At 76.3% G+C, this 16,001-nt stretch carries 11 protein-coding genes and 1 pseudogene; 9 read left to right on the forward strand and 3 right to left on the reverse strand.

The genetic code is table 11. The annotated features are described in order from the left end of the window. Positions 1–2 precede the first annotated feature (2 nt). From ACWGJO_RS24405 to ACWGJO_RS24415, 3 genes and pseudogenes are all read left to right on the forward strand, one after another. Positions 3–1,553: a hypothetical protein gene (locus tag ACWGJO_RS24405; protein WP_452186827.1), complete on the forward strand. Its 1,551-nt coding sequence runs from the start codon at positions 3–5 to the stop codon at positions 1,551–1,553. A gap of 193 nt (positions 1,554–1,746) precedes the next feature. Beyond that, positions 1,747–1,956 (forward strand): annotated as a pseudogene (locus ACWGJO_RS24410) (enoyl-CoA hydratase-related protein); the annotation flags it as partial. A 297-nt stretch (positions 1,957–2,253) separates the two neighbouring features. Further along, a complete protein-coding gene (locus ACWGJO_RS24415) occupies positions 2,254–4,050 on the forward strand; it encodes a hypothetical protein (RefSeq protein WP_452186867.1) in 1,797 nt (598 codons plus the stop codon). A 136-nt stretch (positions 4,051–4,186) separates the two neighbouring features. Here ACWGJO_RS24415 and ACWGJO_RS24420 read toward each other — a convergent pair whose 3' ends face one another. Then, entirely contained in the window at positions 4,187–4,972 is a 786-nt protein-coding gene (locus ACWGJO_RS24420) for an MHYT domain-containing protein (RefSeq protein ID WP_452186829.1), read from the reverse strand. Positions 4,973–5,362: 390 nt separating this feature from the next. After that, complete coding sequence (locus ACWGJO_RS24425) at positions 5,363–5,620, reverse strand: hypothetical protein (RefSeq protein ID WP_380357037.1); 258 nt, start codon at positions 5,618–5,620, stop codon at positions 5,363–5,365. A 404-nt stretch (positions 5,621–6,024) separates the two neighbouring features. On the opposite strand from ACWGJO_RS24425, the gene ACWGJO_RS24430 reads away from it, so the two are divergent. The 4 genes from ACWGJO_RS24430 (at position 6,025) to ACWGJO_RS24445 (ending at position 14,221) form a co-directional block, all read left to right on the forward strand. Continuing rightward, positions 6,025–9,411 carry an FtsX-like permease family protein gene (locus ACWGJO_RS24430; RefSeq protein ID WP_452186832.1) on the forward strand — a complete coding sequence of 1,129 codons (3,387 nt, stop codon included), beginning with the start codon at positions 6,025–6,027 and terminating at the stop codon, positions 9,409–9,411. 79 nt (positions 9,412–9,490) lie between these two features. Continuing rightward, positions 9,491–12,325, forward strand: a complete 2,835-nt coding sequence (locus ACWGJO_RS24435; protein ID WP_452186834.1) for a hypothetical protein — start codon at positions 9,491–9,493, stop codon at positions 12,323–12,325. 44 nt (positions 12,326–12,369) lie between these two features. Further along, the gene (locus ACWGJO_RS24440; protein WP_452186865.1) at positions 12,370–13,269 is read left to right on the forward strand and encodes an ABC transporter ATP-binding protein; all 900 of its coding nucleotides are present in this window, start codon (positions 12,370–12,372) and stop codon (positions 13,267–13,269) included. Positions 13,270–13,408: 139 nt separating this feature from the next. After that, entirely contained in the window at positions 13,409–14,221 is an 813-nt protein-coding gene (locus ACWGJO_RS24445) for a maleylpyruvate isomerase family mycothiol-dependent enzyme (protein WP_452186836.1), read from the forward strand. On the opposite strand, the gene ACWGJO_RS24450 is transcribed toward ACWGJO_RS24445, so the two are convergent. Next, complete coding sequence (locus ACWGJO_RS24450) at positions 14,208–14,510, reverse strand: hypothetical protein (protein ID WP_452186838.1); 303 nt, start codon at positions 14,508–14,510, stop codon at positions 14,208–14,210. The two genes, ACWGJO_RS24445 and ACWGJO_RS24450, sit on opposite strands and share 14 nt — an antisense overlap. 131 nt (positions 14,511–14,641) lie before the next feature. On the opposite strand from ACWGJO_RS24450, the gene ACWGJO_RS24455 reads away from it, so the two are divergent. Then, a complete protein-coding gene (locus ACWGJO_RS24455) occupies positions 14,642–15,352 on the forward strand; it encodes an arylsulfatase (protein ID WP_452186840.1) in 711 nt (236 codons plus the stop codon). A 53-nt stretch (positions 15,353–15,405) separates the two neighbouring features. Next, the gene (locus ACWGJO_RS24460) at positions 15,406–15,888 is read left to right on the forward strand and encodes a hypothetical protein (protein ID WP_452186842.1); all 483 of its coding nucleotides are present in this window, start codon (positions 15,406–15,408) and stop codon (positions 15,886–15,888) included. Positions 15,889–16,001: the final 113 nt, after the last annotated feature.

The following is a 16,001-nucleotide window of genomic DNA, read 5'->3' on the forward strand; positions in this document are numbered from 1 at the left end:
CCATGAGCCTGCTGCCCGAAGGGCCCCTGAACCGCGCGCTGGCGGCCGCCGTGGCCGCCGCCGTCCTGGCCGCCGGGGGCTACCTGGGATACGAGTACCTGCTGGTCGACGACCCCTCCTGCGCCCCCGGCGTGGAGCAGCGCGGGGACCGGCACGAGTGCGTCGGCGTCACCGACGGCGCCTACGTCTTCACCGACGAGCTGAAGCAGGTCACCGCCCGCATCAAGGCCGAGAACGACCGCGTGGCCGACAGCTCGCCCGTCACCGTCGCCCTGATGATCCCGATGACCTCCGCCGCGCCCGCCGAACGGCGCGAACTGGTCGAACAGGTGCAGGGCGCCTACCTGGCCCAGCACTGGGCCAACGACGACCGGAACAAGAACAAGCGGCAGCCCCCGATCCGGCTGGTGCTGGCCAACCCCGGCCGCGGCTACCTGCAGTGGCGCGCCGTCGCCGACCAGCTGGCGCAGGCCGCGACCGACGGGAAGCAGAACCTGCGGGCCGTCACGGGCATCAACATCAGCATCGCCGAGACCGAACAGGCCGTGCGCTACCTCACCGCGGACAAGCACATCCCGGTCGTCGCCGGCCCCATGACCGCGGACGACATCAAGAACACCGCCGCCGACCCGCGCCGCTACCCGGGACTGGCACGCATCGCCCCCGGCAACGCCGACCAGGCCGGCGCCCTCACCTCGTACGGGGCGGCCATCAAGCCCGAAGAGGCCCTGGTGATCGAGGACACCCGCGACAACGACAACTACCTCGCCACCCTGCGCCAGACCTTCGAGAAGCTCACCAAGGGCGCCCCGAACGCCCCGGAGACCTACCAGTCGCCGCCCGACTTCAACGACGAGGGCAACCTCGCCAACGACTTCCACCAGATGGTGCCGAGCATCTGCACCTCCGCCGCCACGACCCTCTACTTCGCCGGCCGCCCGGTCCAACTGCGCCAGTTCCTGGTCGAACTGGGCAACCGGAAGTGCAACAAGCACTACACGGTCATCACCGGCTCGCACGCCTCCACCCTGATGGTCGACGAGAAGTTCGCCGACAAGTGGGACGCCCTCAGCACGGGCGCCGGCATCACCGTGCGCTACACCGCCCTCGCCCACCCCGACACCTTCGGGGAGAAGAGCACCGAGGGCCCCGGCGGCTCCAAGACCGCCTCGAAGGAACTGGCCGACCTGCTGGCCGAGCCCGGCACCAAGGCACCCGACGCGATCGGCCCCGCCGACCTGCGCGACGGCCGCGTGATCATCACCTACGACTCGGTCTCCACCGCCGTCGCGGGCATCCGCAACCAGACGGTGGGGAACGTGACAACGCCCTCGACGGACGACGTCGTCCAGAGCTGGCGACGGCTGCACGGCGACAACCGGGTCGACGGCGTGAGCGGCTGGATCTGCCTCGACCAGTACGGCAACCCGTACAACAAGGCCGTGCCCGTCGTCCACCTCGACCCGGTCACCAGGAACGCCGTCCTGGACGCCCTCGCCTGGCCCCTCGGCCACGCCCCCGACCCCAACTGCTCGATCGGCAGCGACGGCTGACCGGGCCGCGGCGCCGCGGCCCGGCCTGCGCCCGACGGCCCGGGCCCACCGGTAGCCTGCCCGCGTGGACCCCGCGACGCCGCCACCCGCAGCACCGGACCCCGCGACGCCGCCACCCGCAGCACCGGACCCCGCGACGCCGCCACCCGCAGCACCGGACCCCGCGGCACAGGAACCCGCGACGGACCGGCCCGTGCTCTACGAGCGGGCCGGCCACGTCGCACGCGTCACCCTGAACCGACCCCACGTGCTCAACGCGACGGACCAGCGGACGCACGCCGAACTCGGCGCGGTCCGGGACGAGGTCGAACGCGACGACGAGGTGCGGCTGGTCGTGCTGACCGGCGCGGGCGAGCGCGCCTTCTCCGTCGGACAGGACCTCAAGGAACGGGCCCGGCTCGACCGCGAGGGACACCCGCCGACGAGCTGTACGCGCCTCGGGGCAAGAGACTGTCAAGTGCTGAGGGTTTCCGCCCCGTCACGGTCCGCCACCGGCCGGCCCGGTGCCCGCCCCGGCCCCGGCGCGGGAGCGCGGCCCGGGAGAGGCCCCCGGACGGCAAACCCCTTGGGCGGGCGCATGGTTGGCCGTGCGATATCCCGGCGGCCGGGGCGGTGCGGCGCGTACCATCGGACGCCCGCCGTCAGGTCGCGGACCGGCGCGCGGGGCAGCGGGCGGCCGGGGCGGGGACAGGGGTGGCGTGTGACGAAGAGTGATGTCCGGCGGGGCGTGGTGCGGCGCGGGCTGACGGCGCTGGCCGTCTGGTGGCTGTGGATGCCGCTGGTCGCACTGCTGGTACGGCTGGTCAAGCACACCGTGTTCGGCGGGTTCGGGCAGCAGGACCAGAGCTACGTGCTGCTGCTCGAGCGGGAGTTCCTCCCGCACGGCGGCGTGCTGGACGCGGCGCCGCTGTTCTGGCTCTGGGTCGCGATCGGGCTGTGCGGCACGGTGGGCGTGGTCGCGTACGTCGCGCAGGAGTCCGGGGCCGGCTACGGCGGGTGGCGGGTGCGCCTGGCACTGGCGGCGGTGCTGCTGGCGGTGGCCGGCTCGCTGGTGCGCACGGGCACCGGACTGTGGGACGACGACAAGGACGCGGGCCGCTTCTACGCGGCGGCCACCGTGCTCGACGTCCCCGCCGGCGGGGCCGGCACACCGCGCTCGGTCCTGCCGGTGACCGAGCACACCCGCGCGGGCGACGGCGCCCGCTGCGACCTGGTCGGCACCGCCGACGTGCCGGCCTGCGTGAAGACCGCGCCGATGCCGGACTTCGACTTCGAGGCCCGCACCGCCTCCTACGCGGCGGCCACCAAGGCGCTCACCGACAGTGCCGGCCTGACCTCCGGGGTCCACCTGATGGGCCACAGCCTGCACTACCTGCCCGACGCCTCACCGGGCGGCGGCGTCTGGACGGCCGTCCTGGACGGCTCCGGCGAGCAGCCGATGGAGGGCGTCGCCGTCTGGGACGGCCGCTCCAACTCCGTCACCACCTGCGCCTTCCGCGGCGAGCACGCCTTCGGCCGGGCCTTCGCCGGCACCGGGGCCGTCAGCCTGCGCAACCTGCTCGCCGAGCGCTTCCCGGACCTCGTCCACAGCGACCAGGACATCTGGGGCTACTGCGACGGCACCGACCCCCGCACCGCCCAGCCGGTGGTGGTGATCTCGGTGGCCCGGCAGACCGGCTGGCGCCAGCGCACCGTCCTGGAGCCCGCCGGGGTGCTGGTGCTGCGCGGCTCGCCCGACGGCCGCCCGAGCATGACGTACCGGGCGGACGTGGCCCCGGGCGAGCTGCCGGGGGCCGTCTACCCGGCCTCGGTGGTCCGCTCGCAGATCCACGAGATCCAGTGGCTCGGCGGCCGCGGCGCGAAGGACGACCGCGGCTTCGGCTACGCGCACACCTCGGCGTCGACCAACGCCGTCAACCCGGGCGAGTTCCTGCTGCGCTCCAGGGCGGACGGCCACCTGTACTACGTGACGCCGCTGGTGCCGCGGGAGAGCTCCTCGCAACTGGTGGTGGCCTTCGCCGTCCTGCAGGCCGACCGGGTCGGCGGCGGCCTCAACGACCTGCACGTGTACGTGCGCGGCGACGACAGCCCGTCGGTGAACCTGGACGTGCTGGCCAGCCGGATGGTGTCGTACATGGCGCAGCAGACCTCGATCACCATCAGCGCCGGGCAGGGCGGCGCGCTGCAGGAGATCGTCCCGTTCGGCCGGGACATGTGGCGCGGCTTCGTGGACTTCAACGGGCAGACCCAGGACTACATCGACCTGTCGGGCGACGCCACGGTGACCCCCAACCTGGTCTCGCTGAGCGGCGACATCACCGCGCCCGGCGGACGCCCGACACCGACACCGACACCGGCCCCGACACCGGCCGCACCGGCGGCCGGGTGCGGCGGCGACCCGGGGCAGCTGACGACCGGACAACTCGCTTCCTGCGTCGCCGAACTGTCCAGGGCCCTGCAGGGGCGCGTCCAGGACCCGGCACCCGCCCGGCCCTGACGGCCGGGCCCGCCGCCGCCCGTCCGATCGCTCTCCGTCACCCCTGGCGTGGTCTCAACCACCTTGGGAAAAGCCCAGCTTGACGCAGACCGGCCCCCGGGGCGCGTCGGCGCCGTGCCCACGGCGCGGCGGTCGGTCAGGTGCTGCGGTCGAAGAGCTCGACGCGCAGCGGCTCGCGGGCCGGGGTGTCGACCGGTTCCGGCGGGGAGAGGGTGAGGACGAACCCGCCGATCGCGATGACGGCCATGATGGCGACGGCGAGCGGCACGACGAACTGGGAGGCGGGCAGGCCGTCGGCTTGGAACCGCTCGTCCAGTTGGACGGAGACGGCGGCCATCCCGGTGTAGTGCATGGCGGTGACCGCGACCCCGGCGATGAGGGAGGCGGCCAGCGAGGCCGCGAAGCCGGTGATGTTGAGGGTCATCCACAGCGCCGCGGTGGCGGCGGCCACGGCGATGGCGATGGAGACGGCCACCAGCACGGGGTCGTAGGAGACCTCGCCCTCGACCTGCATGGCGGACATGCCGAGGTAGTGCATGGCCGCGACACCGCAGCCGGTGACGGTGCCGCCGATCAGCAGGGACGCCGTCGTCCTGCGGCGGTAGCCGACGTACAGGACGCCGGCGCCGACGACCACGACGGCCAGCAGCAGGCTGCCGAGGGTCTCGGGGACGCGGTAGACGACGGTCGAGCCGGTGACGGCGAAGCCCATCATCGCCATGAAGTGCATGGTCCAGATGCCGCAGCCGAGTTCGACCGCGGACAGCAGCAGCCACCCCAGGCGCCGGGCCGGCGGCAGGGTCAGGGCCCGTACGGTGCAGCGCAGTCCGAGCGCCGCGCCGGTGCAGGCGATGAGGTAGGACAGGAGCGGGTTGATCCAGCCGTAGTGGAACCCGTCGATGTGGGCGGTGTGGGGATGCATGGCCACCTGGGGTGCGTTCTTGCGGAGGGGGGCGGAGCGCTCTCCTGCCCGGGGCGCCGGCGACCGTGGGGTTGCCGTTCCGGCGGGGGATCAGGATCCGATTCCCGATGGATCGTATAGCGATCAATTTGATTCCGCGAAATCGGCGGCCGACGGAATTGCTGAGGGGTTTTCAGGGAAATCCGCCGATGACGGCGGTTCATGATCGACATTGCGCCGGGCCAGGCCGTTCCCGCGACTGGGACGTCAATTTCCCTTTTGTGAAACACCTTGAACAATTCCGTCCGACGGCGGGGGTGCCCCCGCCGAACGGCGGGGGCACGGAAAACGCCGCGGAATTCACCCGCGCGGAAAAGCCGGCCCGCCGCACACCGGGGCCGGGGCCGCCCGCTACCGCCCGAGCGCGGCCTGCGCGATGACGGCCCGCAGACGGGCCTGAACGGCCTCGGCGGCCTCGCGGGTGACCGGGTCCTCGCTCTCCAGCTGCGGGGCGATCAGCTCCGCGGCGGCCACCAGGAGCGGCAGGGGCACCTCCACGCTGCGCAGATGGAGGAGCTGGGAGGCCGCCCGCTCACCGGGCGTGGCCGGTGCGGGGGCGACGGGGATCAGGGCGGTGAGGCCCCGGGGGAGCGGCTGAGTGCTGGTCACCCGGCCCATTCTCCCGTGCGGGCCCGGGCGGTCCGTGCCGGGGACGCCGGCGTGCCGCTCGGCGACCGGGGCGGCGGCGCGGACCGCGGCCACCGGGTTGACCAGGTCGCGCCCGGCCGGGTCGTCCCGGGGGATTCCGTCCGTGACTGTGCGCAGCGTCGCAGGCTCGTGGCACCGCGTCCGCCGGCCCGCGAGGAACCGCCGCCCGGGGAGGGTGCCGTTCTGGCCTCGTTCACGACGCAGCCGCCACACGGCGGGGGCGGTTCGGGTTGTACGGGAAGTGCCGTGATCTGATTGGTACAGACCACTGATGGTTCGTTGTGATAGAACCTCAGCTCTGGGCCGCACGTGGTCCCGTGACGTGCGCCCCGGAGCCGAGCGAAGGGCGCCGAGGGGAGTGGCGGATGGTGCTGGCGGGGGTCGGGCGCCGGATCGGGCGGCACGGTGCGGTACTGGCGGCCGTGGCCGTGAGCATCCTGGTGGCGACGGCGGTGCTGTCCGCGGTGGCCGGGCTGGCGCAGTCGGCCGCCGCGGCCGGGGTGCGCCAGCGCCTCGCCGCCGACGCCGGCCGCTCGGTGGAGGTGTCCGCGCGCTGGACGGCGCAGGGCCTGCCCGCGGCCGACCGGGCGGTGCACACGGCACTGGTCCGGGCGATGGCCGGCGTCCCCTTCCGCTCCGAGACCGCGCTGCGGGCCGGTATCGCCGTGGACCTGCCGCTGCCGCTCGCCGCGCGCCGGCAGGCCACCGAAACCGGGCTGCCCGGGATCCCGGTGGCACTGCCCGACCCGGGCCGCTACGCCCGGCTGAGCAGCGGCAGTTGGCCGGACGCCGCCCCCGCCCCCGCGTCCCCCGCCGCGTCCTCCGCCACTGGCGCCGATGTCCCCGGGAACGCCCTGCGCGTCGCCCTCCCCGAGACCGTCGCCGACCGCCTCGGCCTGGCGGGCGGCAGCACCGCGGTCGTCCCGGACCCCGCCACCGGCGGCCCGCTCACGCTCACCGTGACCGGCGTCTACCGCCCCGACCCGGCCGCCGACGCCTTCTGGAGCGGCCTGGCCGGCGCCGACGGCGCGGACCGCGCCCTGCTGCTGGCCGACGGCGCCCAGCTGACGGCCCTGCCCACGTTCGGCAGCCGCACCCGGGCCGTCTGGCTGGCCCTGCCCGACACCGGCCGCTCCAGCCTGTCCGAACTCGCCGCGCTGCGCGACCGGGTGGCCGTCCTCGCCGGCTCCGACACCGCCCGCTCGGTCTACCGCGGCGCGGCCCCGCCCCTGGCCGACACCAGGGTGCGCAGCGCGCTGCCCGCCGCGGTCGACGGCCAGGCGGTGCCGGCCCTGGCCGCCAGGGCCGAGATCGCCGTTCCGCTCGCCCTGCTCGCCGTACTCGCTGCGGTGGTACTGGTTCTGACGGCCCGTCGGCTGGCCGACGCGGTCGCCGTCGAGCAGGCGCTCCGGCGTTCCCGGGGAGCCGGCCCGGCGCGGCTGCTCGCGGTGGCGGCCGGCGAGTGGGCGGTGGCCGCCGTGCCGGCGGCGGCCTGCGGGCTGCTGCTGGTCGAGCCGCTGCTCGCCGCCGTCCTGCGCGGCGCCGGGGCGCACGGCCTGACCGCGGCCGACGGCCGAACCGCCTGGTGGGCCGCCGGGTTCGCGCTCGCGGTGCACGGCGCGGCCCTGCTGCTGCCGCTCGCCCGGCAGGCCTGGGACCCGCACGCCCGGCAGGCGCTGCGCCGGCGCCGCCCGCGCCGGCCGGGCCTGCAGCGGGCCGGAGCGGACCTGGCGCTGCTCGCCGTGGCGGTCCTCGGCTTCCTCCAACTGCGCCACTACCAGGGCGTGGTGGTGCCCGACGCGGGTGCGGGCCTCGACACCGGAGTCGACCCGGTCCTGGTGCTCGCCCCGGCGGCGATGGCGGTGGCCGGCGCGGTGCTGGCGCTGCGGGCGCTGCCGCCGGCCGGACGGCTGCTGGAACGGGCGGCCGCCCGCTCCCGCGGACTGGTCGCGCCACTGGGCGCCTGGCGGCTGAGCCGCGACGCCGGCCGCCAGGCGGTCCCGGTCCTGGTCACGCTCCTGGCCGTGGCCTGCGCCGGCCTGGCTGCCGGGGTCCTGGCCGCACTGCCGGCCGGCGACCGCGACCGGGCCGCCTTCACCGTCGGCGCCGACCTGCGGCTGTCCGGGGTGACCGGCCCGACGGCGCAGCGGCACAGCGCACTGGCCGCGCTGCCGGGCGTCACGGCCCTCACCCCGGTCGCCGACCAGTCCGCCTACGTGGGCAGCGCCGTGGTCCGGACGGTCGCCATCGACACCGCCGCCGCCGCGGCCTCCGGCACCCTGCCGGCCCTGCGCCCCGACCAGGCCGACCGCCCGGCACCGGCGCTGCTGGCCCCGCTGACCGCCCCGCCCGCCCAGGGGCTCGCGATCCCCGGCGAGCCGACCGCCCTGGAACTGACCGTCCAGGCCACCGCCGACCCCGCACTGCCGGACCAGGGCCCGAGCCTGCTGCTGTGGATCCAGGACGCCGACGGGCTGACCGAGCAGCTGGCCCTCCCGCTGACGGCCGACGGCCGCCCCCACCCGCTGACCGTGAACCTGGCCGACGGCGGACGGCGCAGCTACCCGCTGACCCTCAGCCGCGTCGGCGTCCACTTCCCCGCCCCCCTGGCCCGGCGCACCACCCTGGACCTGGACCTGTCACGGATCAGCGCCGTCACCGGCCCACAGCGCACCGACCTCGCCCCCGCACCGGGACAGTCCTGGGCCCGCTCCGGCGCGCCCTTCGTCAGCCCCACCACGCTCGGCTGCCCCGCCGGCGACCCGGCCCCGGACGCCCGCCCCGCCTCGGTGCTCGACCGCGGCACCTACGACGGCCAGGCCACCGCCTGCACCTGGCACAGCCGCGGGCCCGGCCTCCTGCACGCCGTGCTGCGCTCCCAGAACCCGGCGAGCGCCCTGGACCCGACCGCCCTGGACACCTACTTCGCCGTGCGCCCCCCGACCGGCACCCCGGACGGGAGCGCCCCGCCCGTCCTGCCCGCGATCGCCGACCGCACCCTGCTCGACGCGGTGAACGCCAAGGTCGGCGACACCATCCGGCTCAGCTGGGACCACGACAGCGACCAGAACGTCCGCATCACCGGGGAGGTCGACGCCCTGCCCGGCTACGGCCGCGGCCAGGGCCACCTGCTGCTGGACCTGCCCGCGCTCGCCGCCAACCGCGCGCTCACCGGCGCGCCGCCGCCCGTCGACACCCACTGGTGGCTGGCCAGCGACGACCCCGCCGCCACCTGGGCCGCCGTCGACGGCCACAGCGCGTTCGGCCGCGCCCAGAGCGCACAGCGGCTCGCCGCCGACCTGGCCGACGACCCGTTCCGGGCCGGACTGCGCTGCGCCTGGCTGCTGGTCATGGCCACCGCCCCGCTCTTCGCGGTGACCGCCCTGACCCTGCACGCCGTCGGCGCGGCCCGCTCCCGGCAACGGGAGTTCGCCGTGCTGCGCGCACTGGGCGCACGGACCGGCGAACTGACGGCGATGCTGCGCGCCGAACAGGTGGCGGTGACGGTGCCCCCGGTGCTGCTCGGCGGCCTGCTGGGCCTGCTGCTGACGGCCCTGCTGCTGCCGCTCACCGTGCTGGACGACAGCTCCGGCCCGGTCTTCCCGGCCCTGGCCACCGCCCCGGGCCGGCCGGCCACCGCGCTCACCACGCTCGCCAGCGGCCTGCTGCTGGCCCTCACGGTCCTGGTCCTCACCCGGCTGCTGGCCAGGGTCGACCTGGTCCGGGCCCTGCGCGCGGGGGAGGACGGATGAGCCCGACGCCACCGCGGCGGCCCGGCACCGTACCCGGCACCCCGCCCCGCAACGGACGCTTCGACGGCGGGAGCCCCGCATGCTGACACTGCGCCTGATCCGACGGGAGGCACGGATCGCCTGGCCGGTGGCGGCCGGGCTGGCACTGCTCTCCGTCCTGCTCACGGCGATCCCGCTGAGCTGGCCGCCGCGCTTCGACCGCCTCGCCGCCGGCGCGCTCGCGGACCGGGTCGCCCGCGCCCAGCTGTCCGGCCCGCTGATCACCGCCACGTCCACCACCGTCCCGCTGCCGTCCAGGCCCCGGATCACCCCCGGCGCCCTCGACCGCGACCTCGACCGGGCCGGCCACGCGGTGCGCGCCGCCGCCGGCCCGCGACTGGCCGCCGCGCTCGGCACACCGAAGGGCCGCGTGAGCGCCCCCTCCGCCGTGGCGGAAGGACCCGGAGTCCCCACCCCCTACGGCCGGCCCCCGGGGCTCAGCCTGGTCCACGCCCAGCCCGACGACGCCCACGGCCCGGTCGAGTACGTCCAGGGCCGCGCACCCCGGCAACCCGCACCCGACCCGACCGACCCGCCCGGACAGCCGCCCGCCGTCGAGGTCGCGGTCTCCGAAACCACCAGGGACCGCCTCGGCCTGACGACGGGTCAGCGATTCGGTCTGGCCGGCACCGGCTGGTCCACCCCGGTGCTCCTGGTCGGCGTCTTCCGCACCGACCACGGCGCCGACCGCCTCTGGCAGCAGTTCCCGATGCTCGTCGCCCCCTGGACCGTCCCGGCCGAGACCGGCCAGCAACTGGTCGGCCAACTCCTCACCAGCGCCGAAGGGATCGAACAGGTCGCGGGCCGCGGCACCGTACCGCTCGAACTGGCCTGGGACCTGCCCGTGGCCACCGACCGGTCCGGGCCCGCCGCCACCGCCACCGGGACCGCCGAACTGCGCGCCGCCCTCGCCGGGCTGCGCGCCGCCGACACCGCCCAGCGCTGCGGGGACGAATCCGGCGGTCTCTGCACACTCGCCGGCCAGATCGTGTCCAAGATCGCCGTCACCGACCGGCTCACGCCCGAACTGGACGCCCACGCCGCCCAACGCGGACGCGCCCAACAGCTCCAGGGCTTCGCGCTCGTCGGACTGCTCGCCGTGGTCGTGGCCACCGCCGTCGCCACCGCACGGCTCGGCGCCCGCCGCCGGGCCGGCGCCTTCGCCCTCCAGCTCTCCCGCGGCGCCGGGACCGCCGGGATCGCCGGCCGCCTGCTGGCCGAGGCCGCGGTCGCGGTCGGCGCCGGCGCCGCGGCGGGCTGGGCGATCGCCCGCGCCACCACGCCCCAGGGCACCGCCCTGGGATCCGCCCTGCCGGCGGCCGTCGCCGCCCTGCTGGTCTGGTGCGCCCCGGCCGCCACCCTGCTCACCACCGCCCCGCGCACCCGGCCCCCGGCACGCGCGCGCCGCCTCGTCCTGGAAGCCCTGGCCCTGCTGCTGGCCGCGGGCGCACTGACCGCGCTGCGCACCCGCGGCGCCCTCGCCGGCTCCGGCCCCGACCTCCCGCTCGCCCTGACCCCGGTCCTGCTGGCCCTGGTCGCGGCGCTCGCCCTGCTCCGGCTGCTGCCCCCGCTGCTGCGCCGGGCCGCCCACTGGGCGCGCCGCTCGCGCGGCCCGGTCCCGCTGGTGGCACTCGCCCAGGCCGGCCGGCACACCGGCACGGCCGCACTCGCCCTGCTGGTCCTGACGCTGGCCATGGGCTACGGCGTCTTCGGCGCCGGGATCTCGCGCACCGTCACCGACAGCCGCGCCCAGAGCGCCGACTGGCGCACCGGCGGAGCACCGCTCGCCCTGGTCGGACCGCGCGACCGACTGCCCGAGGACCTCTCCCACGTCCCCACCGTCGGCCACCAGGTGACCGTCACCGGCGCGAGCGGCGAACTCACCTCGCAGGACGACGGCACCACCTTCCCCGGCGCACAACTCGTCGGACTGGACGCCGCCGCCCTGTCCGCCGCCCGCCCCTCCTCCCCGGCCGCCCGCGCCCTGCTGGCCGCCGACGGGGCCGACGCACCGGTGCGGCAGACCGGCGAGAACGGCACCGAACCGCTGCTCACCGCCCTGGCCGACCCCGCCCTGGCCGCCCGCTTCCCCGACGGCACCTTCGAACTGTCCGCCCTGGGCACCGGCCGCGTCCTGGTCCACGTGATCGGCGCCCTGCCCGAGGACGCCCTGCGCGACCCGGTCCTCGGACCGGTCCTCGGCAACGGGCCGCGCCCCGGCGCCCTGCTGCTGTTCACCGGCCCCTCCGCACAACGCCTGCCCGCACAGCCCGGCCACCCCTCCGCACTCCTGCTCCACCCCGCCGCCGGCGCCCCACCGCTGGACCGGGCCGCCGTGCGCACCGCGGCCACCCCGCAGCTCGCCCCCACCGGCAGGACCGGCCCGCGGGTCGAACTGCTCGACCACGCCGCGGAGTTCGAGGCCCTGCGCACCGACGGACTGGTCCGCTCGGTCCAGCTCGCCTTCCAGGTCACCACCGCACTCGCCCTGCTGCTCGCCCTCGGCGCCTTCGTCCTGGACCTCCTCCTCAGCGCCACCGAACGCGCCCGCGTCACCTCCTACCTGCGCACCCTGGGGCTCACCGGCCGCTCGGTACTCGCCCTGCAGCTGCTGCACCCGCTGCCACTGCTGCTGACGGCCGCGGCCGGCGGCATCGCCCTGGGCCTGCTGCTGCCCGGGGCGCTCGGCCCCGGCCTGCGGCTGCAAGCGCTCACCGGAGCGCCCTTCGAACCCGCCGCACACACCGACTGGACCACCACCACGGCGCTCGGCCTCGCCCTGACCGTGCTGGTGACGGCGGCCGGTGCCCTGGAGACCGCGATCGCCCGCCGCCGCGCCCTGGGCGCCGTCCTACGACTGGGGGAGGCCCTGTGACCACCCGTGAGAACGAACGACCCGCCGCCGGGACCGACCGGCCCATGGTCCACTGCGAGAGCCTCGTACGGATCTACCGCACCGGCACCACCGCCCGCGGCGGCGTCGAGGTCCAGGCCCTGCAAGGACTCGACCTGACCGTGCGCGAGGGCGAACTGACCGCCCTGGTCGGGGCCTCCGGCTCCGGCAAATCCACCCTGCTCGGCATCCTCGCCGGCCTGGACACCCCCAGCGCCGGCACCGCCACCGTCGACGGCACCGACCTGGGCGCGCTCAAGCGGCGCGAACGCACCGCCTACCGCCGCCGCACCGTCGGAACGATCCAGCAGCAGACCGCCGCCAACCTGCTGCCCTACCTGACCGCCCGCGAGAACGTCCAACTGCCCATGGGCTACGCCGGCGTACCGCGCCGCCGCCGCGCCGCCCGGGCCACCGAACTGCTCGACCTGATGGGCATCGCCCAGGCGGCCGACCGCACCCCCGCCGCGCTCTCCGGCGGCGAACAGCAGCGGGTCGCCATCGCCGTCGCCCTCGCCAACGAACCCCGCCTGCTGCTCGCCGACGAACCCACCGGCGAACTGGACACCGCCACCTCGCAGGAGATCTTCACCGCCCTGCGCACCGCCAACAGCGAACTGGGCACCACCGTCCTGATCGTCACCCACGACGCCCTGGTGGCCGACCAGGTCCGCCGCACGGTGCGGATCCGTGACGGGCGCACCTCCACCGAAGTGCTGCGGGGCCCCGCGGCCGCCGACGGCGACGGCGCACCCGTCGAGTACACGGTGCTGGACCGGGTCGGCCGGCTCCAACTGCCGCGCGACTTCACGGAATCCCTCGGTCTGGCGCACCGCGTGCGACTGGTCCTCGAACACGACCACATCACCGTGTGGCCCGACCGCGACCGCCCGCCGGGCGCCGGACCCACCGCGGACGGCGGCTGACCTCCGCCCGCCCTTCAACGCGCCGCCCGTCCGCCGCCCAACCCGCCGTCCGTCCGCCCGCCGACCGACAGGAACACCCGTTCTCCCGGCCCTGTCAGGGAACTGGACAGCGGTGCGGGAGTCGACCAGTCTCACCACCATGACGTTCCCCCAACACTCTCCCTCCGCCACACGCACAGCGCTCCTCCAGGCCGTCACCGCGGTCGGCGACGAAGCCGTCCCCCTGCTCGCCGACTGCCGCGGCGACATCCGCATCCCCGGCGCCGAGTGGACGGTCGCCGAGGCCGCCGCCCACCTCGCGATGGCCAACGAACTGATGGCCGCCCTCGCCGCCGGGGAGGAACGCCCGTACGGGGACGGCACCCCGGGCGCGCTGGCCGCGGCCAACGAGGTCTCGCTGGCCGCGCGACCCGAACGCGACCCGGCCGTACTCGCCGAGCAAATCGCCCGCCAGGCAGGGGAGTTCGCGGCGGCGGCCGGCCCGCGCACCGGCGCCGAGCCGATGCTGACCCCGCTCGGCCCGATGGACCTGGACACCCTCGGCGCCTACCTGCTGACCCACATGCTGGCCCACCTCTACGACGTCGCCGTCGCGCTCGGCCGGCCCCACCCGATCGACCGGCAACGCGTCGGGCTGACCATGCCGTTCCTGCGAACGGCCATGCCCCTGGTGGCGGACGCCCGCACCGCGGCCGGCCACAGCGCCTGCTACCGGCTGCGGCTGCGCGGCGCGGGCGGATTCGCGGTCACCTTCACCGACGGCGCCGTCTCGGTCAGCCAGGAGCCGCCCCGCCGCCCCGACTGCACGATCCTCGTCGAGCCGGTGGCGTTCTTCCTCCTCGCCCTGGGCCGCTGCTCCACCGCCGGCGCCATCGCCCGCGGCAAGGTGCTCGCCTGGGGCCGCCGGCCCTGGCTGGCCCCGTCCTTCCCCGGACTGTTCACAGCCCCCTGAACCCGCGCGCCGGCCCGGCGCCGGCGGCCACCGCGCCCCCCTCGGCCTCGCGGCACGCCCCGCAGGCGTTCCACTGGGGCCCGCCGGGTGCGGGGGAGCGGCGAGGGGCCAGGGTCATGTCGGAGGTGCTCAGGCCGCACAGCGTCAGGGGGCCGCAGGCGCCGGAGGCCTCCGCGGGGGCGCAGTGCGCCAGACGCACCGGGTCCCCGGGGTCCGCCGGCCCGCGGTCGGGGCCGAGGATCCGCACATTGGTCGGCGTATCGGGTTCGAGCACGATGACGGTGTCCATCTCCACAACCTCGCCGCCCGACCCGTCCGCTGCACCCGCACCGTGGCATCCGGCCCAGCCACCCCACCCCTGACACCCTGCCCGGCGCCCTCCCGGCGACGGGCCCGGCCGGGGCCGCTAGCATCGCGCGCATGCTGGCGCTGCTCCACACCTCCCCGGTCCACGTCCCCGTCTTCGACGCGCTCCGCGACCGCGAGCACCCCGGGCTGTCCCTGCGGCACGTCGTGTCGGAGGGGCTGCTGGCCAGGGCCCTGGCCGAGGGGCCCGAGGCCGTCGCGGGGGACATCGACCGGGCTCTCGCCCCGGCGATCGCCGCCGGGGCCGCGGCGGTGCTGTGCACCTGTTCGACGATCGGGGGCGTCGCGGAGGCCCGGGCCGCGGCGCTGGGAGTGCCCGTGCTGCGCGTCGACCGTCCGATGGCGGCGGCCGCCGTCGCCGTCGCACCCGGCGGCGGCCGAGCCGCGACACGCATCGCCGTGCTCGCCGCACTGGCCGGCACCCTGGGTCCGACCACGGCCCTCGTCGACGAGGAGGCCGCCCGATCCGGCCGGCCGGTCACGGTGACGGCCACGGTGGTCGACGGCGCCTGGGACCGGTTCGAGAGCGGTGACCGCGCCGGCTACCTGACGGCGATCGCGGCCGCCGTCGAGGCCGTGGTCGACGCGGACGCAGTCGTCCTCGCCCAGGCGTCCATGGCGGACGCCGTGCGGCGGACCGCGGTACCGGTCCTGTCCAGCCCGGCCCTCGGGCTGCGCGCCGCCGCTGCCGCCGCCGCGGTGTCACGCCCCGCGGAGGCGCCGCTTGAGTATCCGTACTCAGGCGGCGCTGTCGGTGCCGGATGACACTGTGCGGGTACGTCGGGACGCCCGGGCCCGGCACCACGGAGGGGATCACCATGAGGCGTGCGAGTTTCGCCTGGACGACGGCGGCCGCGGCGATGGCGGCGATCGCGGTGACGGCCGCCCCGGCATCCGCCGGACAGGCCGGACAGGCCGGACAGGCCGGGGAGCCCGGGCACGGGACGCCGGGGACGGGCGAGATCCTGCCCTACCCCGGGCAGGAGGGGCTGATCTGGATCCCGGACTGGATCGGTGACGGCGGGGCGGTCACCGGCGGCGCCTACACGGCCGGTCCGCCCGTCACCGTCACGGTCGGCTGCCGGGGCGGCAGCGGCGGCGCGGGCGAGGTGCGGGTCACCTTCACGCCGTACTACGGCGACACCACCCCGGTGGAGTTCACCGTGCCCTGCCCGGCCGAGGCCGTCGACAGGGGCTCGGCGTTGGTGACGGCCGAGCAGGGCCGGTCCTTCCACGTCGGGGTGAAGGCGTCGGCCCCCGACGTGCACTGGGGGTTGACGGTCACCCAGCCGGACGCCTGACCGGCCGGGGACGGGAACCGCCCGCCGGCCGCAGCCCTCGCGGGTGCGGCCGGCTCCCGTACGGAGCGGGTGCGGGCCGGCCCCACCGCCGGGGCCCGCCTCGCTATACATGC

Source organism: Kitasatospora sp. NPDC054795 (assembly GCF_053611565.1).